The 26,683-nt window shown below is 67.6% G+C and carries 19 protein-coding genes and 1 pseudogene; 8 read left to right on the top strand and 12 right to left on the bottom strand.

The features are described 5' to 3' along the window. Positions 1-104: 104 nt before the first annotated feature. Positions 105-695, bottom strand: a complete 591-nt coding sequence (locus tag V5F26_RS17935; RefSeq protein ID WP_394055575.1) for a protein-S-isoprenylcysteine O-methyltransferase — start codon at positions 693-695, stop codon at positions 105-107. Positions 696-702: 7 nt separating this feature from the next. Continuing rightward, a complete protein-coding gene (locus V5F26_RS17930; RefSeq protein WP_394947186.1) occupies positions 703-1,917 on the bottom strand; it encodes an RBBP9/YdeN family alpha/beta hydrolase in 1,215 nt (404 codons plus the stop codon). A 246-nt stretch (positions 1,918-2,163) separates the two neighbouring features. Here V5F26_RS17930 and V5F26_RS17925 point away from each other — a divergent pair, with 246 nt between their 5' ends. The 3 genes from V5F26_RS17925 (at position 2,164) to dxs (ending at position 6,160) form a co-directional block, all read left to right on the top strand. Further along, positions 2,164-3,036, top strand: a complete 873-nt coding sequence (locus tag V5F26_RS17925) for a glycosyltransferase family 2 protein (RefSeq protein ID WP_394947187.1) — start codon at positions 2,164-2,166, stop codon at positions 3,034-3,036. Positions 3,037-3,042: 6 nt separating this feature from the next. Then, positions 3,043-4,047, top strand: a complete 1,005-nt coding sequence (locus V5F26_RS17920; RefSeq protein WP_394947188.1) for a rhamnan synthesis F family protein — start codon at positions 3,043-3,045, stop codon at positions 4,045-4,047. Between the two features lie 181 nt (positions 4,048-4,228). Then, positions 4,229-6,160 carry a 1-deoxy-D-xylulose-5-phosphate synthase gene (dxs, locus tag V5F26_RS17915; protein WP_234051850.1) on the top strand — a complete coding sequence of 644 codons (1,932 nt, stop codon included), beginning with the start codon at positions 4,229-4,231 and terminating at the stop codon, positions 6,158-6,160. Positions 6,161-6,473: 313 nt separating this feature from the next. Here the strand turns inward: dxs and V5F26_RS17910 are convergent, their stop codons facing one another. The 7 genes from V5F26_RS17910 to V5F26_RS17880 form a co-directional block, all read right to left on the bottom strand. Beyond that, the gene (locus V5F26_RS17910) at positions 6,474-7,376 is read right to left on the bottom strand and encodes an MBL fold metallo-hydrolase (RefSeq protein WP_394947404.1); all 903 of its coding nucleotides are present in this window, start codon (positions 7,374-7,376) and stop codon (positions 6,474-6,476) included. A gap of 26 nt (positions 7,377-7,402) precedes the next feature. Continuing rightward, positions 7,403-9,559, bottom strand: coding sequence for a methylmalonyl-CoA mutase (scpA, locus tag V5F26_RS17905; RefSeq protein WP_394947189.1), 2,157 nt, complete (start codon positions 9,557-9,559; stop codon positions 7,403-7,405). A gap of 111 nt (positions 9,560-9,670) precedes the next feature. Further along, positions 9,671-9,934 carry a hypothetical protein gene (locus tag V5F26_RS17900; RefSeq protein WP_394947190.1) on the bottom strand — a complete coding sequence of 88 codons (264 nt, stop codon included), beginning with the start codon at positions 9,932-9,934 and terminating at the stop codon, positions 9,671-9,673. A 164-nt stretch (positions 9,935-10,098) separates the two neighbouring features. After that, a complete protein-coding gene (locus V5F26_RS17895; protein WP_394947191.1) occupies positions 10,099-11,922 on the bottom strand; it encodes a methylmalonyl-CoA mutase family protein in 1,824 nt (607 codons plus the stop codon). Positions 11,923-12,070: 148 nt separating this feature from the next. Then, complete coding sequence (locus V5F26_RS17890) at positions 12,071-13,300, bottom strand: class I SAM-dependent methyltransferase (protein WP_394947192.1); 1,230 nt, start codon at positions 13,298-13,300, stop codon at positions 12,071-12,073. Between the two features lie 194 nt (positions 13,301-13,494). Then, positions 13,495-15,522, bottom strand: coding sequence for an acetyl-CoA carboxylase biotin carboxylase subunit (locus tag V5F26_RS17885; RefSeq protein ID WP_394947193.1), 2,028 nt, complete (start codon positions 15,520-15,522; stop codon positions 13,495-13,497). Between the two features lie 197 nt (positions 15,523-15,719). Further along, positions 15,720-17,252: an acyl-CoA carboxylase subunit beta gene (locus V5F26_RS17880; RefSeq protein ID WP_234051856.1), complete on the bottom strand. Its 1,533-nt coding sequence runs from the start codon at positions 17,250-17,252 to the stop codon at positions 15,720-15,722. A 223-nt stretch (positions 17,253-17,475) separates the two neighbouring features. On the opposite strand from V5F26_RS17880, the gene V5F26_RS17875 reads away from it, so the two are divergent. From V5F26_RS17875 to V5F26_RS17860, 4 genes and pseudogenes are all read left to right on the top strand, one after another. Then, positions 17,476-18,900: a short-chain fatty acyl-CoA regulator family protein gene (locus V5F26_RS17875; protein WP_234051857.1), complete on the top strand. Its 1,425-nt coding sequence runs from the start codon at positions 17,476-17,478 to the stop codon at positions 18,898-18,900. Between the two features lie 206 nt (positions 18,901-19,106). Beyond that, a pseudogene (locus V5F26_RS17870) lies at positions 19,107-19,346 on the top strand (SH3 domain-containing protein); the annotation flags it as partial. A gap of 1,257 nt (positions 19,347-20,603) precedes the next feature. Then, positions 20,604-21,002, top strand: a complete 399-nt coding sequence (locus tag V5F26_RS17865; RefSeq protein WP_509210564.1) for a hypothetical protein — start codon at positions 20,604-20,606, stop codon at positions 21,000-21,002. Positions 21,003-21,129: 127 nt separating this feature from the next. Further along, positions 21,130-22,536 (top strand): glutamate--tRNA ligase, encoded by a 1,407-nt coding sequence (locus V5F26_RS17860; protein ID WP_394947196.1) that lies wholly within the window; start codon positions 21,130-21,132, stop codon positions 22,534-22,536. Positions 22,537-23,061: 525 nt separating this feature from the next. Here V5F26_RS17860 and V5F26_RS17855 read toward each other — a convergent pair. After that, positions 23,062-24,198 carry a DUF2865 domain-containing protein gene (locus tag V5F26_RS17855; protein WP_394055558.1) on the bottom strand — a complete coding sequence of 379 codons (1,137 nt, stop codon included), beginning with the start codon at positions 24,196-24,198 and terminating at the stop codon, positions 23,062-23,064. A gap of 202 nt (positions 24,199-24,400) precedes the next feature. Then, positions 24,401-25,489 (bottom strand): TRAP transporter substrate-binding protein, encoded by a 1,089-nt coding sequence (locus V5F26_RS17850; protein ID WP_234051930.1) that lies wholly within the window; start codon positions 25,487-25,489, stop codon positions 24,401-24,403. 264 nt (positions 25,490-25,753) lie between these two features. Between V5F26_RS17850 and V5F26_RS17845 the strand changes: the two genes are divergently transcribed. Then, entirely contained in the window at positions 25,754-26,260 is a 507-nt protein-coding gene (locus V5F26_RS17845) for a CreA family protein (RefSeq protein WP_394947197.1), read from the top strand. A gap of 18 nt (positions 26,261-26,278) precedes the next feature. Here V5F26_RS17845 and V5F26_RS17840 read toward each other — a convergent pair whose 3' ends face one another. Further along, positions 26,279-26,584 carry a hypothetical protein gene (locus V5F26_RS17840; RefSeq protein ID WP_394055555.1) on the bottom strand — a complete coding sequence of 102 codons (306 nt, stop codon included), beginning with the start codon at positions 26,582-26,584 and terminating at the stop codon, positions 26,279-26,281. Positions 26,585-26,683: the final 99 nt, after the last annotated feature.

The raw sequence follows: 26,683 nt of genomic DNA, 5'->3' as shown, positions 1-26,683 counted from the left end.
CGGTGTCCCCATATGGGACGCGGCTGAGTGGAAAGCGGGAACGCAGCGGGACCGAATCGCTGACACCGTCCGCATCACCGTTTGTTCCCGCCCGGTGCCGAAGCTCAATAAATGCCGGGGATGACGCGCTTGGTGCGGCGGACATAGGCGTCATATTCCGCGCCGAAGGCCTCGCGCATCATCTGCTCTTCCCGTCCCACCCGGAAGAAGAACAGGATGCCGAAGCCCACCAGTCCGGCGGGGCCCGCGATCCAGTTCGGCAGCAGCAGCGCCTGCGCCAACGCCCACATGAAAAAGGCGGAATACATGGGGTGCCGCACCTGGCCATAGACGCCGGTGGTGACCAGCTCGTGCTTTTCCTTGATTTCCAGTGTCACCGACCAATAGCGGCCGATGGCCTTGTGGGTGGCCCAGAACAGCCAAAGGGCCGCCAGGAACACCAGGACGCCCGCCACCACCTGCACGATGGTGATGGGATAGGAGGCGAAGCGCGGCCAGCCGGTGAGGGCGTAGATGCCGGGCGTGATGCCGAGCCCCAGGGTGGAGATGGTGAGCAGCGTCATATCCCGCGCGTTGCGGTGGCGGGCGTTGGTCACCTTCATGCGGCGCGCCTTGCGCTCGAACGGGATGCGCAGCACGTACCAGCACACCACGCCGATCGCCCATGCGATCTTGGAAAAGGCGAGAAGGGTCATCACGCTCTCAGGGGTTCGAGGAAGCTCGCGGGGCCGGGCCCTGAGCGGAGGGCCGCAGCTGGCCGCCCTCGTTCAGATAGGCCAGAAGGCCGCCGGTGTCCGCCGCCAGGGCATCGAAGCGCACCGGCGCGCACACATAAGCATAGAAATCGTGCGGTGCCCGCTTGTCGCCGGCCAGGAAGCACTGGCAGTGCAGCCGCATCACGTCCAGCTGGAAACGGCGGTAGGTGGCGGGGGTGATCATGTCGCGGATGGGCACATGGCGCAGCAGGGGACGGGTGGAGAAATCCCCCGGCCGCAGGTTGTGGGCCACCATCGTTGCCCGTTCCAGCGTGACGGGGTTCACCTTGTAGAAGCTCACGATATCGTCGCGGGACTGGATTTCGAGCCAGCCGATGGCGGGCGCCGCCGCCAGCCGAGCCGCCGCCCGGCGCAGCCTTTCCCCAGCCGGATGCAGCGCGAACTTGGCGGTGGTGCTGCCAAGGGTCAGCAGCCGCACCGGCACCTTTTGGCCGAAGGCCGGGTCCGCCTCCACCGCCGCCGCCAGGGCGCAGATGGCATGCATGGCGCCCAGGCTGTGGCCGGCGACAACCACCTCATCCACATCGTCCTGCGCCGCCACATCGGCGATGCGCCGGGCGAAGGCGGCCACCCGCGCATCCACCTCCGGATGGCGGCCATGGGCGAAATCCACCGAGAATTCAGCGAGGTCGAGGGATTGCTTCAGGTGCAGCCGCCGACCGGGCCAGCGCATCAGCAGCAGCCCGCAGGCGAGGGCCAGCGCTCCACCCGCAACCGTGGCCCCCATGGTCCCCATGAGCGGCACCAGCGCTCGCCCCACCTCCAGCCCGAGCGCGAGCGCGGTGCCCCACAGCGCGGCCAGCATCAAATAGGTGAGGAGAAAGAAGATGCCGTAGCGCCGGCTGGAGCGGAAATAGCGGGCCAGCGTGCCGCTCGTGATCATGTCGGCGATCGTTTTGATCTGGCCCTTGAGGTGGGACCATGCCGAGCGCTCCATGTCGGCGCGGGCGAGATCATCCCAGGCCAGGATCTCGAAATTGGCCTGTGTTTCCCAGCCGGGGCCGGCGGCCCGCGCCCGCCAGAGGGCGCCCGTGGGGGTCGCCTGCGGGGCCGCGTCGAGGCAGCGCGTCTCGACCGACCACACGGAGCCGAACCGCTTGAGCTCGCGGCCAAACACCCGGAAATGGTCGTCGACGGTCATGGGGTGGTACCCCGCCGCGAAAAAGAAGTGCCGGCGCATTTCGCGCCTGCTGGAACCGTCCCGCATGCGGGCGCCTTCTAGAGGATTTTTACGTTTTGTTAAGCGGTAAACCAGCTCGGCCCGGTTGGGGCGCGGGACGCCGGCGGGCAGCGAAGGCTTGTGTTCAAGGCGGGGAAAGGGCAAGGAAATGCCCGGCCGGTGGTCTCGCCTTGTGGAATGTCGCCGGCTCAGAACCGAGGCCGTCCATTGTCCGCCACACCTAACGTCGGCACGCCGCGGCTTACAGTGGTGTTCGTGACCTATAACAGCGGCGCCGTCATTGCACGCGCGGTCGCGAGCGTGCCCGATGGCTGCGACGTGATCATTGTTGACAATGCGAGCCCTGAGGGCACGCCGTGGCGCGCGAGCCTTCCCCGTCCGGCCGAGGTGGTGGACATGGGGCGCAATGCCGGCTTTGGCGCCGCCTGCAATGCCGGTGCGCAACGGGCGGCCACGCCCTATGTGATGTTCCTCAATCCCGACGCGGCGCTTGCTCCCGATGCGGTGGATCAGCTGTTCGCGGCCGCGCGCATTTATGGCGACGAGGCCATCCTCATGCCCGTCATCATCGGCGACAATGGTCGGCTGATGCGCAAGCAGGGTACCATTCTAGACCAGGTGCCGCGCCGCGCCCGGCTAAAGGCGGGGGAGATTGCCGGCGACTACTGCACCGGCTTCCTCCACGGCGCCGCCTTCATGATGGCGCGGGCCTCCTTCCTCTCCCTGGGCGGGTTCGACGAGGCCATCTTTCTTTATCATGAAGACGATGATCTTTCCCTGCGCGCCCGCGCGCGGCGCATGCCGATCACCGTCGTTGCTGCTGCGCAGGCGGTTCACAGCGGCGGCGGCTCATCCACGCCGAGTTTCGCCCAGACCTTCGCCATCAACCGGTTCAAGCAGCAATCCGAGCGCTATGTCCGCACGAAATACGGGCGCGGACGCGGTATCGCCGGCATGGCGCTGAAGCTCCTCGGGGGCTGCCTTCTGGCTGGATTGCTCATCAATCCCCATCGGGTCGCGGTACGGGCCGGCAAGTTGCGCGGCTTATTCGACCAGATCCCCGTGCCAACCTTGAAGTGATTCGAAATGACCCTTGATCGCACATCCGGGCAAGAGCTCGTTATCGATCGCCGTCGTGTGGCCCGTCATCTTTTGACCGCCGCCGGCAAGATCCTGGTGCATCGCAATCCGCAGCGAAACCTTCGCAAGGTTCTCACCCTGCTTGGGATGATGCCCCGTTCAGCCTCGGCCCCGCTCTACACCGAGGATACCGAGGTAGAGGCCCAGCGCTGCGTGGTGCGGCGCCCCCTTTCGGAGGGGCCGGGGCCGGTGTGCCTGCTGGTGACCTACAGCCCCGACGGCCGGCTGTGGCCGCATCTGGTCAGCTACGCCCGAAGCCTGCGGGCCACCGGTTGTCGCGTGGTGCTGATCGCCACCACCGAGCGCACGGACCTGTGCTGCGAGGACCCCGGGCCGGATGTCGTCGATGCGGTGGTGGTGCGGGAAAATCATGGCCTCGACTTCGCCGCCTGGACCGCCGTGCTGCGGCTGTGGCCGTGGCTGTGGGAGACCTCCGCCCTCTGGTTCGCGAACGACAGCGTCTATCACTCTCCGGGCCTGTTCCCGGCGTTCGCGGACTATGTGAAGGCCAGCACCGCCGACGTGGTCGCGGCGACCGGCTCCAACCAGATCGAGCCTCATTTCCAAAGCTATTTCTTCGTCCTGAAGTCCGGAGCCCTGGCCCGCCGGCAGACCCGCGCCTTTTTCGACTCCGTCCGGGCCCTGGTCGACAAGGACGAGGTGATCCGCTCCTACGAGGTGAAGCTGGAAAGCGCGCTGGAAGCCGCCGGCAATCGTGTGGATGTCTTCTATGCCCCTCGCAATAAGGACAACCCCACCATGAAGGACTGGCGCCGCCTCAATGCCGCGGGCTTGCCCTTCGTGAAGGTCCAGCTGCTGCGCGACAATCCCTCGGGCGTCGACCTGAAGGACTGGCGCGGGCATCTGGCCCAATATGGCTTCGAGCCCGATGAGGTGCAGCTGCATCTGGGGTCGCTGGGCCTGCGGGCGGCTGCCCTGCTGGCCTTCTGAACCGCGGCGCGAAGCTGGCGAGCGCCGGTGTGGCCGGGGCTCGCGCGCCTTGAAGCCGCCTCATGGGGGCACGAGAAGTTGCGCAGGCCACAGGTCTAATGGTTAATGCCGCGCGTTGCGCCGTATCATTTCCCTGTGTAAGCCTCGCTTGTCGCCGGCGGGTCCGGCGCGGAGTGGTTCCGTGACGTCTTTGAAGACCCCGTTGCTCGATACCATCAAGGATGCCGCCGACGTGCGGCGCCTGCCCCAGGAGAAGCTCTCCCAGCTTGCGGCCGAACTGCGCGCGGAGACCATCGATGCGGTGTCCGTCACTGGCGGGCATTTGGGCGCGGGCCTTGGCGTGGTGGAGCTGACGGTTGCGCTGCATCACGTCTTCAACACCCCCCACGACCGGCTCATCTGGGACGTGGGGCACCAGTGCTATCCCCACAAGATTCTCACCGGCCGGCGCGACCGCATCCGCACCCTGCGCCAGGGCGGTGGCCTTTCCGGCTTCACCAAGCGCTCGGAGAGCGTCTACGACCCGTTCGGCGCGGCCCATTCCTCCACCTCCATCTCGGCCGGGCTCGGCATGGCGGTGGCGCGGGACCTTTCGGGCGGGGACCGCAATGTGGTGTGCGTGATCGGCGACGGCGCCATGTCCGCCGGCATGGCCTATGAGGCCATGAACAATGCGGGCGCCATGGATTCGCGCCTCATCGTCATCCTCAACGACAACGACATGTCCATCGCGCCTCCAACGGGGGCCATGTCGGCCTATCTGGCGCGGCTCATTTCCGGGCAGACCTATCTGTCGCTGCGGGAGATCGGCAAGCAGCTCGCCGGCCGCCTGCCCAAGTTCGTGGAGCGCGGCGCCCAGCGTGCGGAGGAGTTCGCGCGCGGCTTTTGGACCGGTGGCACCCTGTTCGAGGAGCTGGGCTTCTATTATGTGGGCCCCATCGACGGGCACAATCTCGACCACCTGCTGCCGGTGCTGCGGAATGTGCGCGACGCCAAGCGCGGACCGATCCTGGTCCACGTGGTGACCCAGAAAGGCAAGGGCTACGCCCCGGCCGAGGCCAGCGCCGACAAGTATCACGGTGTCGTCAAGTTCGACGTCCTCACCGGCACGCAGCAGAAGGCGAAGTCCAACGCGCCTTCCTACACCCGCGTGTTCGCCGAAAGCCTGATCGCGGAGGCCGGGCGTGACGAGAAAGTGGTGGCCATTACCGCCGCCATGCCCTCGGGAACGGGGCTGGACCTGTTCGGACAGACACATCCCGCCCGCACCTTCGATGTCGGCATCGCCGAGCAGCATGCGGTAACGTTTGCGGCCGGGCTTGCGACCGAGGGCTTCAAGCCGTTCTGCGCCATCTACTCCACCTTCCTCCAGCGCGGCTACGACCAGGTGGTGCATGACGTCGCCCTGCAGGGCCTGCCGGTGCGCTTCATTATCGATCGCGCGGGCCTCGTGGGGGCGGACGGGGCCACCCATGCGGGCGCCTTCGATGTTGCTTTCCTGGCCTGTCTGCCGGGCATGGTGCTGATGGCGCCGGCGGACGAGGCGGAGCTGACCCATATGGTCGCCACCGCCGTGGCCTATGATGAAGGCCCCTGTGCCATACGCTTCCCGCGTGGGGAAGGCGTGGGCGTGGAGCGGCCGGATCGTGGGGAAGTGCTGCCCATCGGCAAGGGACGGCTGGTTTCAGGCTCAGGCGAGGGCGACATTGCCCTTCTGTCGCTGGGCACGCGCCTTGGCGAGTGCCTGAAGGCGGCCGAACGGTTGGAGGCGCAGGGCTTCAAGGTGAGCGTGGCCGATGCCCGCTTCGCCAAGCCGCTAGATCGTGATCTGCTGCTGCGTTTGGCTGCCGGCCACAAGGTGCTGCTCACTGTGGAAGAGGGGGCGGTTGGCGGCTTCGGCAGCCACGTGCTCCAGCTGCTGACCGACGAGGGCATGCTCGACCATGGCGATCTGAAGGTGCGCTCCATGGCGCTGCCCGATATCTATATCGACCAGGACAGCCAGGCGCGCCAGCTCGCCGAGGCGGGCCTTGATGCGGATGCCATTGTTTCCAAGGCCGAAGCCGTTCTGGGCGCCGGCCGCACTGGCCGGGGCCTGTCGCGGGCCGGCTGAGTGCCGACGGCGGCTCGGCCGTGCCAACGCACGACAGGCAGCTCGCATTGAGGGAAGAGGCGGTTGCGTGCGCGGCGCAATCGGGTGGCTCGGAGCTGGCGCCGCTGTCCAGCGCAGCTGTGGAATGGGGCGCCAGCGCTGTCTTTGCTTCAGCGAAGCAAAGAGAAGTCCAAGTCATTGAGTTGACGCATTTTCTGCACGCCGAGCGGTGGCCGCCCGGCTCGCGAGCGCTCGAAGAGATGCCGCGGTTTAATCCGGCACGGGCATTCCCCCTGAGGCTTGAGGCCAGCAAGAGCTTCCTCTTCGCTGTCCCTTACCCGCGCTCCAGAACGGCGGCAACATTGCGCCGGTGCACTGCCTCATAGGGCTCGAAATAAGTGATGGCGCCGGTGGCGAATGCTGCGGCGGCGAAGGTGCGCAGGTCCTGCGTCGCCAGCTCGGGCTCGGTCTTCACGCGCAGCAGCTGTTCCACATAAAGGCGGGTGGCCTCGATCAGCTCCGGCCCATAGCCGCTGGCCGCGATCACCTCCGGTGCGCCGTGATTGGGCAGGATGCGCGTCGCGCCCAGGGCCGCGAGGGCATCAAGATTGCGAAGGTGGATCGCAAGCCGGTCGGCCTCGTCCACATAGGTGATGGGGTCTTCCAGCGTGTCTCCGGCCAGAAGCACGCCGTCGGGCAGCAGGGCCACCACGCCGTCGCGGCTGTGGATGTCCAGGTGATGGAGCTGCACCGGAATGCGGCCGACCTGAATGTCCAGGCGCCCGTGGAAGATGTGGTTGGGCATGACCAGAGGTTTGATGGGCGGGTCGCCGCGTTCCAGCCGCGCCCGGTGGGCTGTCAGCAGCTCGGCGGTTTCAGCGCTGGCGATGATCTCGCCATCGGCGAACACCGCATTGCCCGCCACATGGTCGTCGTGCCAGTGGCTCAGCACCAGCCGTAGCCGTCGCACCCCCCGGGCCTCCAGGGACTCACGGATGAGGCGGGCGTGGATGAGCGAGATGTGCGGGTCGTAGACCAGCGCCTCTTCCCCATCGATGACCGCATAGGAGGCGATGCCGAGCGTATAGGCGCCATCGTCGAGCCAGTTCTCCGCAGCGCTGTGCAGGCGCGTGCCCGCGATGCGGCCGTCATAGAAGGCCAGCACATGCGGGGCCGGTTCCAGAATGCGCAGGGTGGACCCGGGCCGAGCGAATACAGGTGCTCCGGTGGCGGCGATGCTTCCGCCACCGGACGAAGGGGTGCTCACTCCGCCGCTTCCAAATTGTGGCCCAGGCGGTGGGAGAGGGTCTGCAGCAGCTCGGTGGCGGCATCGGCGATCACGGTGCCGGGCGGGAAGATGGCCTCCGCGCCGAAGTCCTTGAGGGCCTGATAGTCCTGCGGGGGCACCACGCCGCCCACCACCACCATGATGTCGCCGCGCCCTTCCGCCTCCAGCGCCTTCTTCAGCGCCGGCACCAGGGTGAGATGGCCGGCGGCGAGGGAGGAGATGCCCACCACGTGCACGTCATTCTCCACCGCCTGGCGGGCGGCTTCCTCGGGGGTGGCGAAGAGCGGGCCGATATCCACGTCGAAGCCGAGATCGGCGAAGGCGGAGGCGATCACCTTCTGGCCGCGGTCATGGCCGTCCTGGCCCACCTTGGCCACCAGAATGCGTGGGCGCCGGCCTTCTGCGGTTTCGAACGCTTCCACCAGCTTCTGCACCTTGCCGACCTTGTCCGTCATGGCGGATGCCTCCCGCTTGTAGACGCCGGAAATGGCGCGGATCTCGGCGCGATGGCGGCCGAACACCTTCTCCAGCGCGTCGGAAATTTCGCCCACGGTGGCCTTCACCCGGGCCGCATTGATGGCGAGCTCCAGAAGGTTGCCGTTGGCGGCCGCGCCATTGGTGAGGGCGGTCAGGGCGGATTCCACTTCGGCCGGATTGCGCTCGGCGCGCAGGCGCTGGAGCTTTTCGATCTGGGCGGCGCGCACGGCGGCGTTTTCCACCTTCAGCACGTCGATGATCTTGTCTTTCTCGGGCTTGAACTTGTTCACGCCCACCACGGTCTGCGCACCGCCGTCGATGCGGGCCTGGGTGGTGGCCGCGGCCTCCTCGATGCGCAGCTTGGGAATGCCCGCCTCGATGGCCTTGGCCATGCCGCCCAGCGCCTCTACCTCCTGAATGTGGGCCCAGGCCTTGGCGGCGAGGTCATAGGTCAGCTTCTCAACATAGAAGGAGCCGCCCCACAGGTCGATCTGCCGGGTGGTGCCGCTCTCCTGCTGCAGCATGATCTGGGTGTTGCGGGCGATGCGGGCGGAGAAGTCGGTGGGCAGGGCCAGCGCCTCGTCCAGGGCATTGGTGTGCAGGGACTGGGTCTGGCCCTGGGTCGCCGCCATCGCCTCGATGGCCGTGCGCATCACATTATTGAACACGTCCTGGGCGGTGAGCGACCAGCCGGAGGTCTGCGAATGGGTGCGCAAAGGCAGCGACTTCGGGTTCTTGGCCCCGAGGTCGCTCATCAGGCGGGTCCACAGCAGGCGCGCAGCGCGCAGCTTGGCCACTTCCATGAAAAAGTTCATGCCGATGGCCCAGAAGAACGACAGGCGCGGCGCAAACTTGTCGATGCCGAGACCGGCGGCGATGCCGGCGCGGCCATATTCCACGCCGTCCGCCAGGGTGTAGGCCAGCTCCAGGTCCTGGGTCGCGCCGGCCTCCTGCATGTGGTAGCCGGAAATGGAGATGGAGTTGAAGCGCGGCATCTCCTTCGACGTATAGGCGAAAATGTCCGAGATGATGCGCATGGAGGGTGCGGGCGGATAGATGTAGGTGTTCCGCACCATGAATTCTTTCAGAATATCATTCTGAATGGTGCCGGAAAGCTGGTCGTGGTGCACCCCCTGTTCTTCTGCCGCCACCACATAGAGCGCGAGGACGGGCAGAACCGCGCCGTTCATGGTCATGGACACGCTCATCTGGTCCAGCGGAATGCCCGAGAACAGGGTGCGCATGTCGTAGATGGAGTCGATGGCCACGCCCGCCATGCCCACGTCGCCGGCGACGCGCGGATGGTCGGAGTCATAGCCACGGTGGGTGGCGAGGTCGAAGGCGACGGAAAGGCCCTTCTGGCCGGCGGCGAGGTTGCGCCGGTAGAAGGCGTTGGAATCCTCGGCCGTGGAGAAGCCCGCATATTGGCGGATGGTCCAGGGCTGGGTGGCATACATGCCCGCATAGGGCCCGCGCAGGAACGGTGCGATGCCGGGATAGGTGTCGATATAGCTCAAGTCCGCAATGTCGGCGGGGCCGTACAGAGGCTTGACGTCGATGCCCTCGGGCGTGGTCCAGGCGGGGGCGTCGCTCGAAGGCTGCGCCACGTCGGGGGCGCGCCAGTCGATGGCGGCGAAGTTCGGGATCTGGCTCATGGTTCTATCCCCTTGAATGCGTCGGCTTGTCTTTCAGCTCGCGAGATGGGCCGCGAGCCGGCCTTGAAATCGTGATGCGCGCGATCGCGCATTTGGCGAACCGTGGCGCGCCTAAGCGCGCTTGGCGAACGAGAAGCCGGAGCATTTCGGCTTCGGCGAGGTCCAATCCCCGGAGGCGGCGTCACCTTCCACCAGCCCCTTCGCGACGACGCGCTGGTGGCCGTGGGCGAGAGTCATGTTCACCACGCCGAGCTTGTTGATGCCTCCAGTGGCCTTCACCGGCCAAAAGCCCGCAGAAGTGACTTTGCCACCCTTCACTTTCAGCTTGAAGTCGAAAGTGCTGTCGCAAGCGCCACCTTCGGGGGCGGTACGCACATCCCAGGTTCCGTCGTGGCGGGAGGCCGCGGCGGCGGGAACCGTGAGCACAAAGCTCGCGGCAAGGGCCGGCAGGAGGGATGTCGTGCCTCCGAAGCGCCGGGGACCGTGAGCCCTCCGGTATCGTGAGGCGGCAGCAAGCGCCGGCGCCACGTTCGCCACCCTCACTTCAGGCCGGCGGCCGCCTGGGCGGCGGCCAGCGTTTCCAGCACGTTGCAGCCGACGAAGATGAAGCCATCCACGCCCGCTGCCTTCAGCTCCGCCTCGATGGCGGTGGGCTTGCCCGCCAGCCAGACCGCGCCGGCACCGGCCGCCTTGAGGGCCTTGGCCGCCGCAGCGGCGTCGGTGCCATAGACCTCGTCGGAGGAGGCAAGGCAGGCGAAGGGCGTGCCGGCGGCCTTGAAGGCGGCCACCAGGGCGTCGAGATCGGCGAAGCCGTCCGGCACCGCGGCGCTGATGCCGCCAGCCTCGAAGAAGTTCTTGGCGAAGGTGGCACGGGCGGTGAAGGCTGCGACCGGGCCAAGAGTTGCGAGGAACACCTTGGGGGCGGCGGCCTCAGCCTTGTCACGCAGGTCCTCGAAGGGCTCGGCGGTGCGGTAGGAGCCCAGGGCGCCATCGGCGACAGGGGCCGCCGCCGGCAGGGGCGCGAGCACTTCCGGCATCTCCTGCACGAGGATGGGGAATTCCGAAGTGCCGGTGATGGGCGCCTTGCGGGTGGCCACATCCTTGTCGCGGCGGGCCTTCACTTCGGCAATCTCGCCCTGGAGCCAGCGATCGGTCAGAACGTCGATGAGGCCGCCACGATGCTCGATGGTGCGGAACAGGTCCCAGGCCTTTTCAGCCAGCCCGTCGGTGTGGGCTTCCACCGCGCCAGCGCCGGCGGCAGGGTCGGCCACGCGGTGCACATTGGATTCCTCGAGCAGCATCACCTGGGTGTTGCGGGCGAGGCGGCGGGCGAAGGCATCCGGCAGGCCCAGCGTCTGGGTGAAGGGCAGCACGGTGACGCTGTCCGCCCCGCCGACGCCGGCCGCGAACGCCGCCACGGTGGCGCGCAGCAGGTTCACATAGGGGTCGCGCCGGGTCATGGAGCGCCACGCGGTGGTGCCATGCACGGTGAGCGGCTTGGCGGGCAGGCCGCACTCGCGCAGCACGGCGCCCCACAGCAGGCGGATGGCGCGGAACTTGGCGATGGTCGCGGTCTGGTTCACGTCCGCCACCAGCGACACCTCGATGCGGCGCGCGGCTTCCTCCAGCGGCACGCCGGCATTGGTGTAGATCTTCAGGTAGGCCACGGCGGTGGCCAGCACCGCCGCCAGCTCCTGGGCGTCCGAGGCGCCCGCCTCGTGGAAGATGGAGCCTTCCGCGCGGGCGATGGTGCCGGCAAAGCCTTTGTCCGCCAGGGTCGCGGAGGTCTCGCAGAATCGCTTGGCCAGGTCCGACCAGCTCATGGGCAGATGACCCATGAGGGCGAAGCTGCCCATGGGATTGAGGCCGAACGAAACCTTCACCGCCTTGGGGTCGAGCCCGCGCGTTTCCGCCAGAGCGGCGAAGGCGAGGGCATTTTCGCGGCCCGTGAAGCCGCCCAGCTCCAGGCGGGTCTCGATAAGGTCGAGCATCACGCCCTTCAGGACGGCATCGAGATCGGCGCCGTTGGGCAGGCCGAAGCCGTAGGACTGGGGCGAGATGGCGAACACCAGCGAGAGGCCAGAAGCCCCGCCGTCCAGATCCTCCAGCGCCTGGGCGTTGGACGCCGTCAGGTCAGGCTGGTCCACCCGCATGGAGATGGTCCACGGTGCGGCGGCGGCGCGGCCCGCCAGGATGGGGGCGGCCGGCTTGCGCGGCGGCAGGGCGTCCAGCGCGAGACCCTCGTAGGTGGGGGTCACCATCTTCTTGTCGTAGGGCACGCCCTTGAGCACGCCCTCCAGCAGCTTCAGCCAGTCCTCGCGGGTCACGGTCGGCAGGTCGGTGGCGAAGGGCAGGGTGGTCATGGCTGAGCCTCCGAAGGCAAGAAGTTTGAGGTGTGGCGGCTCGCGGGTCGGCGAAAAGCGCCGCGCGGTGCGCGCCAGGAAGATTGGCCCCCGTGCCGCTCCGCTGTCGCGGGCCGCATCGGGCAAGAGGGGAGCGGGAGGGCGCCCATCAGCGCGCCTCCTGGGTGGCGAGGGCGCGTTCCGCGTCGATCATGTAATCGCGCAGCACCGGTACATCGTCCCGCTTTTCCGAGAGCAGGAGCTGGAACACCATGTTGGAGCCGTGCAGGAAGCCCAGTTCCACGGCCGCGAGGTAGAATTCCCACATGCGGCCGAAGCGCTCGCCCATCATGGCATCCACCTCCGCGCGCTTGGCCATGAAGTTTCGCCGCCACGCGCGGATGGTCCAGTAATAATGCAGCCGCAGCACCTCGCAATCGTCCACCCACAGGTGGGTGCGCTCGGTTGAGGCGAACACTTCCGACAAGGCAGGCACATAGCCACCAGGGAAGATATATTTGCGGATGAAGGGCGCCGTGGTGCCGGGCGGCGACATGCGGCCGATGGCGTGCACCAGAGCAAAGCCGCCCTCGTTCAGAAGATTGCGGATAGTGGTGAAGTATTCGTCATAATGGGCGACGCCCACATGCTCCATCATGCCGATGGAGACCACACGGTCGAACTTGCCCTTCAACTGGCGATAATCCACCTCGCGAAAATCGATGCTGGCGGCGACGCCCGCGGCTTCGGCCAGCCGGCGGCTTTCCGCCAGCTGCTCGGGCGAGACATTAATGGCGGTGACTTTCGCACCGCATTCCTTGGCCATGTAGATGGCGAGCGCGCCCCAGCCCGAGCCGATCTCCGCCACCCGCATCCCGGGCGTGATCTTCAACTTGGCGGCGATGTGGCGGAACTTGTTGCGCTGGGCATCGGCGAGCGGCTCTTCCGGCTCGCGGAAATAGGCGCAGGAATAGGTCATGGTCTCATCCAGCCACAGCCGGTAGAAGGCGGCCGGATGGTCGTAATGGCTGGAGACGTTTTCCTTCGCCTTGCCGATGGGGTTGGCCTGCTGGAAGCGGCGCACCGAGCGCCACGCCTGCCGCAGGGCCTGCTGCACCGGATGGCTGCCGAGCCCCTTTCGGTTGACGGAGAACAGGTAGAGCAGGTCGAACACGCCCGCCCCGTCCTCAAAGGTGAGGCGGCCATCCATGAAGGCCTCGGCGGCGGCGAGCTCGGGGTTGAAGAAAAGTTCCTTCTCCACTTTCCGGTCATGCATGCGCACCGTGACGGAGGGACCACCTTCGCCCGAGCCGAACACGTGGCGCGTGCCGTCAGCAGTGATGACCGTGAGGCGGCCCTTGTCCACGAACCGCTTCAGGAGATGGGAGAGCAGGCGCATAGGTCAGACGTCCTTCCGCGGGAGGGCCGACCGAAGGTAGCGCGCCGATCCGGTCTTGTCCCGGTCGTGGGCGCAGAAAGACAGGATGCCCAAGGACCGGCGCAGGCCGGGCCTCGGGGCGTGGGGGCCCGGGACGAGCCCGGGCATGACGGCGCGCAGGCGCATGGAAGGAATGGCCCCGCGCGCCGCGATCATCAGGCGAATTCCAGGATCACCGCATCCACGGCGAGGCTGTCGCCGGGCTTGGCGTGAACCGCCTTGATCATGCCGTCGCGCTCGGCGCGCAGCACGTTTTCCATCTTCATGGCTTCGACGATGGCGAGAATCTCGCCGTTCTTCACCTCCTGGCCGGGGGTGACGGCGATGGACACCACGAGGCCCGGCATGGGGCACAAGAGCTCCTTGCCGCCGCCCGCGGCTTCCTTCTTCGGCATCAGGGCCGCGAGGGAGGCGGAGAACTCCGTATAGACCCGCGCCTTGGTGGCGACGCCGCGATGGGCCAGCGCCACGCCGTTGGAGATGGGGCGCACCTGCATGGTGGCCTGGTCGGCATCGATGGTGCCGGTCCACACCGGATCACCGGGCTTCCAGCCGGAGCGCAGCACGTGCGCGTGGCCGGGATTGCCCTCCGCGTCGAAGATCTGGACCTTGTAGCCGCCGTCCACGTCTTCCACTTCGCAGGCGGTGGAGACGACGTGCTCACCGGTGGCGAGGGTGACGATGCGGCGCTTGGCGAAGCTCACCGGCACGCCGGAGGTCTGGCCCGAGATCTGCCGCTTGCGGGCATTCTGGATGTGGTCGATCACCGCCGCCACCGAAGACAGGGTGTGGACGATCTCGCCTTCCGGCACGCGGGGATGGAAGCCGTCCGGATACTCTTCGGCGATGAAGCCGGTGGAGAGGCGGCCATCCTGCCAGCGCTGGTGCGCCATCAGGGCCGAGAGGAAGGGAATGTTGTGGCCGATGCCGTCGATGGCGAAGGCGTCGAGCGCATCCGCCTGGGCCTCGATGGCCATGGCGCGGGTGGGCGCGTGGGTCACGAGCTTGGCGATCATGGGATCGTAGAAGAGCGAGATTTCGCCGCCCTCATAGACGCCCGTGTCGTTGCGCACGGTGATGGGGCCGGTCTTGCCTTCCGCCGGGGGCCGGTAGCGCACGAGGCGGCCAGTGGAGGGCAGGAAGTTGCGGTAGGGGTCTTCCGCATAGATGCGGCTTTCCACCGCCCAGCCGGTCAGCTTCACGTCGTCCTGGGTGACGGAGAGGGGCTCGCCGGCGGCGACGCGGATCATCTGCTCCACGAGGTCGATGCCGGTGATGAGCTCGGTCACCGGATGTTCCACCTGCAGGCGGGTGTTCATCTCCAGGAAGTAGAAGCTCTTGTCCTGGCCGGCGACGAACTCCACCGTGCCGGCGCTGTCATAGCCCACCGCCTTGGCGAGGGCCACGGCCTGCTCGCCCATCTTCTTGCGGGTGGCCTCGTCCAGCAGCGGGGAGGGGGCTTCCTCGACCACCTTCTGGTTACGACGCTGGATGGAGCATTCGCGTTCACCCAGATAGATCACGTTGCCGTGCTTGTCGCCCAGCACCTGGATCTCGATGTGGCGGGGATCGACGATGAACTTTTCCACGAACACGCGATCATCGCCGAAGGACGACTTGGCCTCCGAGCGGGCGCGGTCGAAGCCGTCCTGCACTTCCGAGCGGGAATGGGCGATGCGCATGCCCTTGCCGCCGCCGCCGGCGGAGGCCTTGATCATCACCGGATAACCGATCTCATCGGCGATCTTGGCCGCCTGCTCACCGCTCTCGATGACGCCCAGATAGCCGGGAACGGTGGAGACCTTGGCCGCGGCGGCCGCCTTCTTGGACTCGATCTTGTCGCCCATGGCCTCGATGGCATGGGGGTTCGGGCCGATGAAGACGATGCCGTGCTCGGCGAGCAGCTTGGGGAAGGCGGCGCGCTCGGAGAGGAAGCCGTAGCCGGGATGCACCGCCTCGGCGTGGGTCAGCATGCAGGCTTCCACGATCTTTTCGGCGATGAGGTAGGACTGGGCGGCCGGCGGCGGGCCGATGAAGACGGCCTCGTCCGCCATCTCCACATGCAGGGCATCCTTGTCCGCCTCGGAATAGACGGCCACGGTCTTGATGCCCATCTTGCGCGCCGTCTTGATGACGCGGCAGGCGATCTCGCCTCGGTTCGCGATCAGGATTTTCGAGAACATAGCGTGCGGTTCCTTGAAGCGCCGGTGGCATGGGCGCTGAAAATCTTAAGGAGCGGTTCCCCCTCCCAACCCTCCCCCGCAGGCGGGAGAGGGCTTTCGCCTGACCCCCATGCCAAGTCCCTCTCCTGCTTTCAGGGGAGGGCTTGGGAGGGGAGGGCGAGCTTGGTGGGAAGGGCCTTTAAATCAGTCCCAGCCGCTCAGAGCGGCACGTTGTCGTGCTTGCGGTGGGGCTGCTCCAGCTTCTTGGTGCGCAGCATGGCGAGCGCGCGGGCAAGGCGGCGCCGGGTCGAATGGGGCATGATGACCTCGTCCACGAAGCCCCGCTCCGCCGCCACGAAGGGCGACAGGAAGCGCTGCTCGTAATTCTTGGTCTGGGCGGCGATCTTCTCCGGATCGTCCATGTCGGCCCGGAAGATGATCTCCACCGCGCCCTTGGCGCCCATCACCGCGATCTGAGCGGTAGGCCAGGCGTAGTTGACGTCGGCGCCCACATGCTTGGAGGCCATCACGTCGTAAGCGCCGCCGAAGGCCTTGCGGGTGATGACGGTGACCAGCGGCACGGTGGCCTGGGAATAGGCGAACAGCAGCTTGGCGCCGTGCTTGATGAGGCCGCCATATTCCTGCGCGGTGCCGGGCAGGAAGCCGGGCACGTCCACGAAGGTGACGATCGGGATCTCGAACGCGTCGCAAAAGCGCACGAAGCGGGCCGCCTTGCGGGAGGCATCCGAATCAAGCACGCCCGCCAGCACCATGGGCTGGTTGGCCACAAAGCCCACCGTGCGCCCCTCGATGCGGCCGAAGCCGGTGACGATGTTCTTGGCGTAGGCGGCCTGGATCTCGAAGAAATCGCCCTCGTCCACGACCTTCAGGATCAGTTCCTTGATGTCGTAGGGCTTGTTGGGATTGTCCGGAACCAGGGTGTCCAGGCTCTCGTCATAGCGGCCGGGATCGTCGAAGGAGGGCCACTGCGGCACGCCTTCCTGGTTGTTGGAGGGCAGGAAGTCGATGAGCCGGCGGCACTCCAGCAGCATCTCGACATCGTTCTCGAACGAGCCGTCCGCCACCGAGGACTTGGAGGTGTGCACCTTGGCGCCACCCAGCTCCTCGGAGGTGACGGTCTCGTTGGTGACAGTCTTCACCACGTCCGGGCCGGTCACGAACATGTAGGAGGTGTCGCGGACCATGAAGATGAAGTCGGTCATGGCCGGCGAATAGACGTCGCCGCCCGCGCACGGGCCCATGATGAGGGAGATCTGCGGGATGACGCCCGAGGCAAGCACGTTGCGCTTGAACACCTCGCCATAGCCGCCCAGCGCCGCCACGCCTTCCTGGATGCGGGCGCCGCCGGCATCGAACAGGCCGATGATGGGGGCGCGGGTCTTCAGCGCCATGTCCTGGATCTTGGTGATCTTGCGGGCGTGCTCCTCGGAGAGCGAGCCGCCGAACACCGTGAAGTCCTTGGCGAACACGAAAACCTTGCGGCCGTTCACGGTGCCCCAGCCGGTCACCACGCCGTCGCCGGGGACCTTCTGGTCCTCCATGCCGAAATCGACGCAGCGATGCTGAACGAAGGTGTCGTATTCCTCGAACGTGCCACGATCGAGCAAGAGCTCGATGCGCTCGCGGGCGGTGAGCTTGCCGCGGGCGTGCTGGGCCTTGATGCGACGCTCGCCGCCACCCAGGCGGGCGATTTCACGCCGGCTTTCCAGCTCTTCAAGGATTTCCTTCATGCGACGCCCCCCTTTAGCGGGTTTGTATAGGACTGAAGTGTAACGGCGGCCGGCGCGAAGAAAAGCACGGTTTCCGCGCCTTCCTTCGATGCCCTGACCGGCGTGTGCCGCTCAGGTGGCTAACAGCACTCTCAAGGGATTTGAATGTGTAAAAGTTTTGTGTTGTGATTTGTGAAGGCTTCACAAATGCGATGTGTCGAACGCCGCGCGGGGGAGGGGTCGGTTGCGTCAGAAGGTTTATGCCGGCCATGCGGTTCGCCGCCTGCGCGAAAAGCTTGGGCTCAAGCAGAGCGAGCTCGCCCAGCGGCTGGGGGTTTCCCCCTCTTATGTGAATCAGATCGAGAGCAACCAGCGCCCGCTCACGGCCTCCGTGCTCATCGCCATTTCGCGCACTTTCGCGGTGGACATCACCACTTTCGGGGCCGAGGACCTGGACCGGCTGGTGGCGGACCTGCGCGAGGTGACGGCCGACCCCTTGTTCAGTGACCTGGGCCTGGGCCTTCAGGATGTGAAGGCGGTGGCCAATCTTTCCCCGGCCTTCGCCCACGCCTTCCTGCGCATGCATGTGGCGCTGCGGCGCACGGCTGAGTGGCGGGCCTCGCTGGACGATATGCTGACCGCCGGCGTTCCCCCTCGGGCCGACGAGGCGAAGCTCATTCCCTATGAGGAAGTGCGCGACTTTTTCCATTACATCGACAATTACGTGGACAGCCTGGACCGCGCGGCGGAGGTGACGGCGCTGGCCCTGGGCGTGCTCGATCGGGCCGACCCGGCGGGCGCCTTTGCCGGCCACCTGGCCCATCGCCATGGGGTGACGGTGGAGCTGGGCCACGCGGACCCGGCCGCTCCGATCTCCCAATATGACCCGCGCCTGCGCCGGCTGACCCTTTCGGGCGTGCTGTCCATGCCCGCGCGCGCGTTCCGCATGGCCGCCACCATCGCCCAGCTTGAACATGCCGATCTGGTGGCGGAAACAGTGGCTTCCGCCCGTTTTCGCAGCCAGACGGCGGCCGAAATCTGCCGTCTCGCGCTGTTCAATTATTTCGCCGGGGCGATGATGCTGCCCTATCGCCGCTTCCTCGATCTCGCTCGCTCGCTGCGGCATGATCTCGACCGGCTGGTGCTGGAGACGGGCGCGAGCCTGGAGCAGGTGTGCCACCGCCTGTCCACCCTGCAGCGGCCGGGCGCGAAGGGCGTGCCCTTCTATTTCGCCAAGGTGGATCGGGCGGGCAACATCACCAAGCGGCATTCCGCGACCCGCTTCCAGTTCGCGCGCCATGGCGGGGCCTGCGCCGCCTGGAACGTGCATGAGGCCTTCGAGATGCCGGGCCGCACCCTCGTTCAGCTGGGGGAAATGCCGGATGGCGTGCGCTACATCTGTCTGGCCCGGGCGGTGAATGCGCCGCCGCTGCGCCATGGCGGGCCGGTGCGCGCCTTTGCCCTGGGGCTCGGCTGCGAGGTCTCTTTTGCCCATGACATGGTGTATGCGGACGGTCTGGACCTGAAGGCGGCACCGGTGGCGCCGCTGGGCGTTTCGTGCCGCATCTGCCCGCGGCCGGATTGCGAGCTGCGCGCGTTTCCGCCCCTCGACCGGGACATCCGCATTGATGAGAATGTGCGCGATATCATTCCGTTCACCATCTCGTGACGCAATTCGGCCGCGCTCTCGCTCGTGAAAGGCCTCGCCTTCGCACATGAAACGCCATGACGGGGCGTTTACAGTGCGTGCGTCGACTGGACCGAGTCGCCGGTGGCACCGCCTTCACGCGGGATCACGCGGGCTGCTCCAAATGATTGAGTCTGGCGCCCTCCGTCCGGCCTTGCCGTACTCGAAGGCGCTCAAGGGAGTGCTCCATGAAGATGCTGAGACTTGCCGGCATGGTCGCCGGCTTGGCAGTGGCGGGCATCGGGGGGGTGGCAAAGGCGGCCGCGCCGGGATTCTCCACGGCGAATGTGAATATCCGCACCGGCCCTGACACGCAGTTTCCGTCCCTGGGTGTCATCCCCGAAGGTTCGCCCGTCGAGATCGAGGGCTGCCTGCAGGATGAATCCTGGTGCGATGTGGATTGGAATGGCTATCGCGGCTGGGTTTACAGCGAATATCTCGGTTATGAGGCGCCCGCCGCAGTGGGCGTGCCCGTGGCCGAGCGCCGGGTCGAGGTGGTGCCGGACCTGGGATTGGCCGCCATCGGCATTCCAATCGTGGCGTTCGCCGCTGCCGATTACTGGAATCGCAACTACGTCAATCGGCCGTATTATGTGAACCAGCCCTGGTACAATGATCGCTATCGCTGGGAGGCCTATGCTCCGCCGCCCCGTCCGGGCTGGCGTCCGCCGCCGCCCGGGCCGCGTCCGCCGGGCTGGTGGCGCAGCAATTACGTGCCGCCGCCGAACATGCCGCCGCCGCCGCCTCCCGGTGGGTGGCACCGTCCCCCGCCGCCTCCGCTCCCGCCGCCGGGACCGGGCCCCATGCCCCGTCCGATGCCGGGTCCCGGTGTGATGCCTGGTCCGGGCGTGATGCCGGGCCCTGCGCCGATGCCTGGCGTCGTCCCCGGTGCGCCGGTGAAGGTGATCACGCCCCCGCCGGGAGTGGCTCCGGTCAAGGTCATCACGCCTCCGCCCGGAGTGGCGCCGGTGAAGGTGGTTCCGCCGGTGCCGGGTGCGCCGCTGAATTCGATCACGCCCGTGGCTCCGAGTGGACCGATCAAGGTGCCGGCCGTGCCGCCGCCTCCCGGTGGGCCTATCGTTGCCCCTGGGGCACCCGTGCGGCCTGTGCCGGGCGCTCCCGGTGTGCAGCCGGTGGTCCCCGGTGCCCCGGGCGTTCAGCCTGGTGCTCCCGTGCGTCCGGCTCCCGGCGCTCCGGGCGTTCAGCCTGGTGCTCCTGGGCGTCCGGCTCCCGGCGCTCCGGGCGTTCAGCCTGGTGCTCCTGGGCGTCCGGCTCCCGGCGCTCCGGGCGTTCAGCCTGGTGCTCCTGGGCGTCCGGCTCCCGGCGCTCCTGGCGTTCAGCCTGGTGCTCCTGGGCGTCCGGCTCCCGGCGCTCCTGGCGTTCAGCCTGGCGCGCCCGTGCGTCCGGCTCCCGGCGCTCCTGGCGTTCAGCCTGGTGCTCCCGTGCGTCCGGCTCCCGGGGCCCCTGGCGTTCAGCCTGGTGCTCCTGGGCGTCCGGCTCCCGGCGCTCCTGGCGTTCAGCCTGGCGCTCCCGTGCGTCCGGCTCCCGGCGCTCCGGGCGTTCAGCCTGGCGCTCCTGGGCGTCCGGCTCCCGGCGCTCCGGGTGCTCAGCCTGGTGCTCCCGGGCGTCCGGCACCGGGTGCTCCTGGCACGCAGCCTGGCGCTCAACGTCCGCCGCAACAGCAGATGCAGCAGCAACGTCAGCAGCCGCAGATGCAGCAACAGCAGCGCCAGCAGCAGATGCAACAGCAGCAGCGCCAGCAACAGCAGATGCAGCAGCAGCAACGTCAGCAGCCGCAGATGCAGCAACAGCAGCGCCAGCAACAGCAGATGCAGCAGCAGCAACGTCAGCAGCAGCAGATGCAGCAACAGCAGCGCCAGCAGCAGCAGATGCAGCAGCAGCAACGTCAGCAACAGCAGATGCAGCAGCAACAGCGTCAGCAGCAGCAGATGCAGCAACAGCAGCGCCAGCAACAGCAGATGCAGCAGCAACAGCGTCAGCAGCAACGCCAGCAACAGCCGCAGCAGCAGCGGGGCAACAAGCCTCAGTGCAACGGGCCCAATTGCCCGCCGCAGCGTCCGTGATTGCTAAGGGAACCGGGCGGCTTCGGCCGCCCGGTTCCTCCTCTTTTCGCGCCATTGATCGGCGCCGCGTTGAAAAGCGTAATCGCGGGCATCGACGGAGCGTGCGCATCGGTCTATGCCCCTGCCCATGTCCGATCGCGCCCCTTCCGACATCGCGGTACCTGCCGCTTCCCCCTCGGCTGCAGAGCCGGCTCAGCCCGTGTTGCGCTTCGCGCCTTCCCCCACCGGGCTGCTGCATGTGGGCAATGCCCGCACCGCGCTGCTCAATGCCCTGCTGGCCCGTCGCGGCCACGGCACGTTCATCCTTCGCCTGGACGACACCGATAGCGCGCGCTCGCGCGTCGAGTTCGCGGATGCCATCGGCGAGGATCTCACGTGGCTGGGCATCGAGCCGGATGCGCTCTATCGCCAGTCCGAGCGCCTCGCTCTGTATGAGGACGCGGCCGCGCGCCTAAGGGCCGCCGGCCGGCTCTACCCGGCCTATGAAACCGAGGACGAGCTGGAGCTGAAACGCCGCCTGCAGCGTGCGCGCGGCCTGCCACCCGTCTATGACCGCGCGGCCCTTGCGCTGACTGAGGTCCAGCGCGCCGAGCTGGAGGCGCAGGGGCGCAGGCCCCATTGGCGCTTCCGTCTCGATCACCGCACCGTGTCGTGGGACGATGCCGTGCGCGGGCCCCAGCAGGTGGACACGGAGAGCCTTTCGGATCCCGTCCTGGTGCGAGCAGATGGCAGCTTCCTTTACACCCTGCCTTCGGTGGTGGACGACCTCGCCATGGGTGTCACGATGGTGGTGCGCGGCGAGGACCATGTGACCAACACCGCGGTGCAGATCGAGATCATGGAAGCCCTGGGCGGCCGCGCGCCCTGTTTCGCCCACCACAATCTCCTGACCCTGCCCAGCGGGGAGGGGCTGTCGAAGCGGCTCGGCCACCTCTCGCTGCGGGCCTTGCGCGAGGCGGGGGAGGAGGCCCTGGCTGTGGCCGCCGCGGCGGTGCTGGTGGGCACCTCCCACGCGCTGCAGCCGGTGGGGAGCCTGGACGAGCTGGCGGGCATGGTGGATCTCGCTCACATTTCCCGCGCGCCGGCGCGGTTCGACCCCCATGACGTGACCAGCCTCACCGCCCGCACTCTTCATGGTTTGCCTTATGAGGCCGTCGCGTCGCGGCTCGCTGCGGCAGGCATCGAGGGCGGCGAGGCGTTCTGGCTGGCGGTGCGCGGAAACCTCTCCACTTTTGCCGATGCGGCGGCTTGGTGGGCGGTGTGTTCGCTGCCGCAGGAGGCCGTCGTCGAGCCTGACGATCAGACATTCCTAGACGCTGCGGCCGCCCTGCTGCCGCCGGAGCCTTGGGATGGTGCCACCTATGGCGCGTGGATCAAATCGGTGAAGGCGCAGAGCGGGCGTGCCGGGAAGGCGCTGTTCCACCCCATCCGCCGCGCCCTGACGGGCCGCGACACCGGCCCCGAGCTGGCGAGCCTGCTGCCGCTCATGGGGCGTGAGCGCGTGGCCGCGCGCCTGAATGGGCAGGCCGGCTGACCGCGGCGCGGAAGACGGCCGCTCCGTGGCGGGGAGAGGGGCGAGGGCTCGCGCGACCTTGAGAGCATCGGCCGCACGGCGCGCGTCGGACGGGGTGAAACTGGGCCCTTGCGATCCATCGCACCCTGACACCGGCCACGAGCTGGCGAGCCTGCTGCCGCTCAAGGGGTGTGAGTGCGTGGCCGCGTGCCTGAATGGCTGATCGCGGCGCGCAAGACGGCCACCCCGTGGGCGGGGAAGAGAGGCGGGAAAGAGGGCTCGCGCGACCTTGAGAGCATCGGGGGCATGGCGCGCGTCGCCGATGCCGTGGCGCGCGCATCTGCGGCCTGAGGGGGACACCGCGCGGAAGCAGGTCGTGTCGTGGGCCGGCACTGTTGAGGGCCCGACGCCCCATCGCCACCCCGCCGAGAGCCAGTGCGCGCGCGGGTCGCGCTGGATCCAGGGTGCCGGAAGCCGTCGGCCTCCAGAGCGCTCCGCATCCCTGGCCCCGCTGCGAGAATCATGCGGGCCGGAGGGGCCAGCCGCCTACTGCTGCTGCGCGTTCTGCGAGCGGGGCAGGGGAATGATGCGGACGGGCCGCTGGCCGGGCTGCTCGGAGGCGGGGGCCATGGGCGCCGAGACGTTGGCCGCCGCGCTGCCGGCGGGGCCGGCATCGGTGGCTGTGGCCGGCGCGGTGCTGGCGCTCTTGCCCTTCGCGCCGGGAGCTGAGTCCACTGGCTTGGGCTGCGACATCTCGCGGGCCTGCTCTTCGGTCACCAGGATGTCGCCCTTCTGAAGGGTGGTCTCGTCCTCGATGCCCGCGAGCGCCTGCGCCCAGGACTGACCCGGCGCCCGGCAGGTGCAGGAGGAAACCAGCTCCTTGCGGTAGCGCAGGGCGTTCGGCGTGGACATGTAGGACTGGCCGGAAACGCTGTATGCATTGCGGATGTCGTCACCCGAAAGGGTGAAGAGCTGGGCATCCGCGTTGGGGCACAGCCGCTTGCAGAGCGCGTCCTCGGACGCATAGCGGTTGGAGTTGGAGGAGCGCGACAACGGGAAATAATAGCCGTCGCACATGCGCACGCACACGGTGCGCGAGCCGCCGCCAGTGGACTTGCTGGCCGGGGCCACCGCGTTCAGGTCCACATCCGGCGCGCCCTCGTCGGAATCGCTCTGCACCGGCGCGCCGAAAATGGCCTCGAGGAAGTTGCGGGGGCGTTGGGGCTGCTGGGACGGCGACGCCGAGCGCACGGCGGCGGTGTATTGCGAGCCGCAATTGTTCTGGGCGAGCGCGAGAATGAGCGCGCGGCGCTGGCCGGCCTGATCGGAGCTGCCGCCGCGCTCGAGCCCGGCGATGGAGGACCGCAGCCGCGAGATCTGGTCGTCGATCTGGTCGCACTGGGGCGGACGGCCGGGATTCTGGAAGATGAGGAAGCCGCGGGGGGCGTCGCATCCCATGTTGCGGGCCTGGGCGGTGTAGCGCTCCAGGTCGCTGCGGAGCTTGGACGCCTGGGCCTGCCGGGAGGCCCAGGAATCGGCACCCCGGTCAAGGGAGGAAAGGGAGGCCTCGAGCTGGGCGCAGGTGGAGCTTTGCTGCGCCCACGCGCCCGCCGCGCCGGCTGGCAGGGCGGCAGCCACCAGAAGCCCACGGGCGATGGCGCCCAAGCGTCGCGAAAATCCCATCCTCAGCCTTCTCAAGGTCAGTCGATGCCGCGGGCGTAAGCCGCCTGATGGCTCGTCTATAGCCCGCCGCGCGTTTCAAATGGTGACCAAACTGTGGAATCCGCCCCCGCCACGCATCCGCGCGCGCTTCGTGCAACGCCCTGGCGCCCCTGGGTCGGGGGCTCGCAGGCGAGGCGGCCTTCACGCCGGTTTGAGCGCCGCGTCAGCTCTTGCCTCGGTTGCGGATGTTGAAGCTGTCGAAGGCATATTCCGCGATCTGCCACCACACCAGCTGGTCGGTGCGGATGGCGTTCATGGAGTCGAGCGCCTCCTTGAAGGCGGGGTTGGAAGCCGCCAGCTCCTTGTAGAGTTCCAGCGCCGCCTTGTGCCCGGCATCCATGATGGCGGGCGGGAAGGGGCGCAGCTCCGCGCCCTGCTGCACCAGGCGGCGCAAGGCGGGCGGGTTCACCGAATCGTACTTGGCCAGCATCCACGAATTGGCCGCCTCGCAGGCGAGCTTCACGATGGACTGGTAGTGTTTGGGCAGCGCCGCCCAGCGCTCATTGTTGACGATCAGGTGGAGCATGGCCCCGCCTTCCCACCAACCGGGATAATAGTAGTATTTCGCCACCTTCACGAGACCGAGCTTCTCGTCGTCATAGGGGCCGACGAACTCGGTGGCGTCGATGGAGCCGCGCTCCAGGGCCGGATAGACGTCGCCGGGCGCGATCTGCTGGGGCACCACGCCCAGCTTGGCCAACACCTGCCCCCCAAGGCCGCCGATGCGGAACTTGAGGCCCTTCAGGTCGTCGAGGGAGGTGAGTTCCTTGCGGAAGAAGCCGCCCATCTGGCAGCCTGAATTGCCGGCGGCAAAGGCGGTGACGTTGTAATCGGCAAGAATGCGATTGGTCAGCTCCGCGCCGCCGCCGAAGTGCCACCAGGAGTGCTGCTGGCGCGAATTGAAGCCGAACGGCACGCCGGTGCCGAATGCCAGGGCGGTGTTCTTGCCCGTATAGAAATAGGTGGCCGTGTGCGCGCATTCCACGGAGCCGGTGGAAACCGCGTCCAGCGCCTGGAGCCCCGGCACGATCTCGCCGGCCGGAAAGGTCTGGATCTGGAACTTGCCGTCCGTGGCCTCGGACACATATTGGGCGAGGATCTGGGCGGTGCCGTAAATGGTGTCGAGGGAGCGCGGGAAGGACGAGGTCAGGCGCCATTTCACTTCGGGCGCGCTCTGGGCCACGGCCGGCGCGGCCACCGCCGTGCTGGCGGCGACGGCTGCCGTGGCGCCCATGAATTGGCGGCGCTTCATGTCCATCAACAATCTCCTTCGGCCGGCACGCGACGGTTCGCGCTCCGGTTGCGTCTTTATCCCTTCCGGCGCCTGGGCGAGGGGCGGCCCTCGGGCCGGGTGAACCGGCTGGGCTCGCGGGCGTCCTGCGGTGGCGGGAAGGCAGGGGTGTCACGGGCCGCGGCCGCCGTCAATCGGAATGCGCCGCTTCCGCTTTCGCCCGCGGCATCCCATATGGGGGCCATGCGTGGTCCGAGGGGCTTTATGATGGCAAACGGGACTTTCATGCGGCGCGCCGCGATGCTCGCTCTGGCGGGCCTTCTTCTGTCCGCCGGTGGCGCGCTGGCCGCCGAGCCCGATCTCATCTTCAAGAAATCCACCGTCTGGAAGTTCCTGACCCCTGACGACAAGCTGGCGGTCTACGGCATCGACGATCCGCTGGTGGAGGGCGTGGCCTGCCATTACACCACGCCGGAGAAGGGCGGCGTTTCCGGCATGCTCGGCGTGGCGGAGGAGCTGTCGGACATCTCCCTGGCCTGCCGGCAGGTGGGCCCCATCTCCTTCAAGGGCAAGTTCGACCAGGGCGATGTGGTGTTCCGCGAAGGCCGCTCCTTCTTCTTCAAGAAGATGCAGATCGTCCGCGGCTGTGACACCAAGCGCAACGTGCTGGTCTATCTCGTCTATTCTGACAAGCTCATTGATGGCAGCCCGAAAAACTCCACCTCCACCGTGCCCATCATGCCGTGGGGCGGTTCGGGTGAGGTGCCGCGCTGCGCCGATTACCTGAAATGAGGCCCGGCGCCAGCGTCTTCAGCGTGAGCAGGTGATGGCGACCGAGCTCGCGCACGCGGGGCCCGCGCAGCTCGCGTGGGTGGCCGGGGAAGCGGCCGGTGCCAGGGGCTCGTTCTCCACCCGGCCGAAGTCGAGGGCGCGGGAATAGTCATGGGTGCGGCACCAGGCGGTGGCCACCCGCTCGCCGCAGGGCGCGCCCGAGGCCAGGCATCCGTCGACCCCATATCCGTCGGAATTGTCGATGATGAAGATGCGCGTATCCGCCAGCGCGGCGGTCGAGAGAAGGCAGGCGCTGGCAAGGGCCAGCACGCGAAGCATGGACATGGGCAGAGGTATCGCTTCCGGTTGAAGCCACGGCGGCCGGCTCCACTGCGGCGTGGTGCGCCTCTGGGCCTGCCGCCCGCTCGTTTGATGCCGCCGGCA

This window comes from Xanthobacter variabilis (assembly GCF_043831965.2).
Classification (GTDB): domain Bacteria; phylum Pseudomonadota; class Alphaproteobacteria; order Rhizobiales; family Xanthobacteraceae; genus Xanthobacter.
The sequence above is the reverse complement of the archived record's forward strand: the minus strand, read 5'-3'. Positions and strand labels throughout refer to the sequence as shown.

Excerpts from the sequence above, each read along its gene's own strand:
- V5F26_RS17935 (WP_394055575.1), bottom strand. The coding sequence starts at position 695 with ATGACCCTTCTCGCCTTTTCCAAGATCGCATGGGCGATCGGCGTGGTG.
- V5F26_RS17930 (WP_394947186.1), bottom strand. The coding sequence starts at position 1,917 with ATGACCGTCGACGACCATTTCCGGGTGTTTGGCCGCGAGCTCAAGCGG.
- V5F26_RS17920 (WP_394947188.1), top strand. The coding sequence starts at position 3,043 with ATGACCCTTGATCGCACATCCGGGCAAGAGCTCGTTATCGATCGCCGT.
- scpA (WP_394947189.1), bottom strand. The coding sequence starts at position 9,559 with ATGAGCCAGATCCCGAACTTCGCCGCCATCGACTGGCGCGCCCCCGAC.
- V5F26_RS17895 (WP_394947191.1), bottom strand. The coding sequence starts at position 11,922 with ATGACCACCCTGCCCTTCGCCACCGACCTGCCGACCGTGACCCGCGAG.
- V5F26_RS17890 (WP_394947192.1), bottom strand. The coding sequence starts at position 13,300 with ATGCGCCTGCTCTCCCATCTCCTGAAGCGGTTCGTGGACAAGGGCCGC.
- V5F26_RS17885 (WP_394947193.1), bottom strand. The coding sequence starts at position 15,522 with ATGTTCTCGAAAATCCTGATCGCGAACCGAGGCGAGATCGCCTGCCGC.
- V5F26_RS17880 (WP_234051856.1), bottom strand. The coding sequence starts at position 17,252 with ATGAAGGAAATCCTTGAAGAGCTGGAAAGCCGGCGTGAAATCGCCCGC.
- V5F26_RS17865 (WP_509210564.1), top strand. The coding sequence starts at position 20,604 with ATGCAGCAGCAACGTCAGCAGCCGCAGATGCAGCAACAGCAGCGCCAG.
- V5F26_RS17860 (WP_394947196.1), top strand. The coding sequence starts at position 21,130 with ATGTCCGATCGCGCCCCTTCCGACATCGCGGTACCTGCCGCTTCCCCC.
- V5F26_RS17855 (WP_394055558.1), bottom strand. The coding sequence starts at position 24,198 with ATGGGATTTTCGCGACGCTTGGGCGCCATCGCCCGTGGGCTTCTGGTG.
- V5F26_RS17850 (WP_234051930.1), bottom strand. The coding sequence starts at position 25,489 with ATGAAGCGCCGCCAATTCATGGGCGCCACGGCAGCCGTCGCCGCCAGC.
- V5F26_RS17845 (WP_394947197.1), top strand. The coding sequence starts at position 25,754 with ATGCGGCGCGCCGCGATGCTCGCTCTGGCGGGCCTTCTTCTGTCCGCC.
- V5F26_RS17840 (WP_394055555.1), bottom strand. The coding sequence starts at position 26,584 with ATGTCCATGCTTCGCGTGCTGGCCCTTGCCAGCGCCTGCCTTCTCTCG.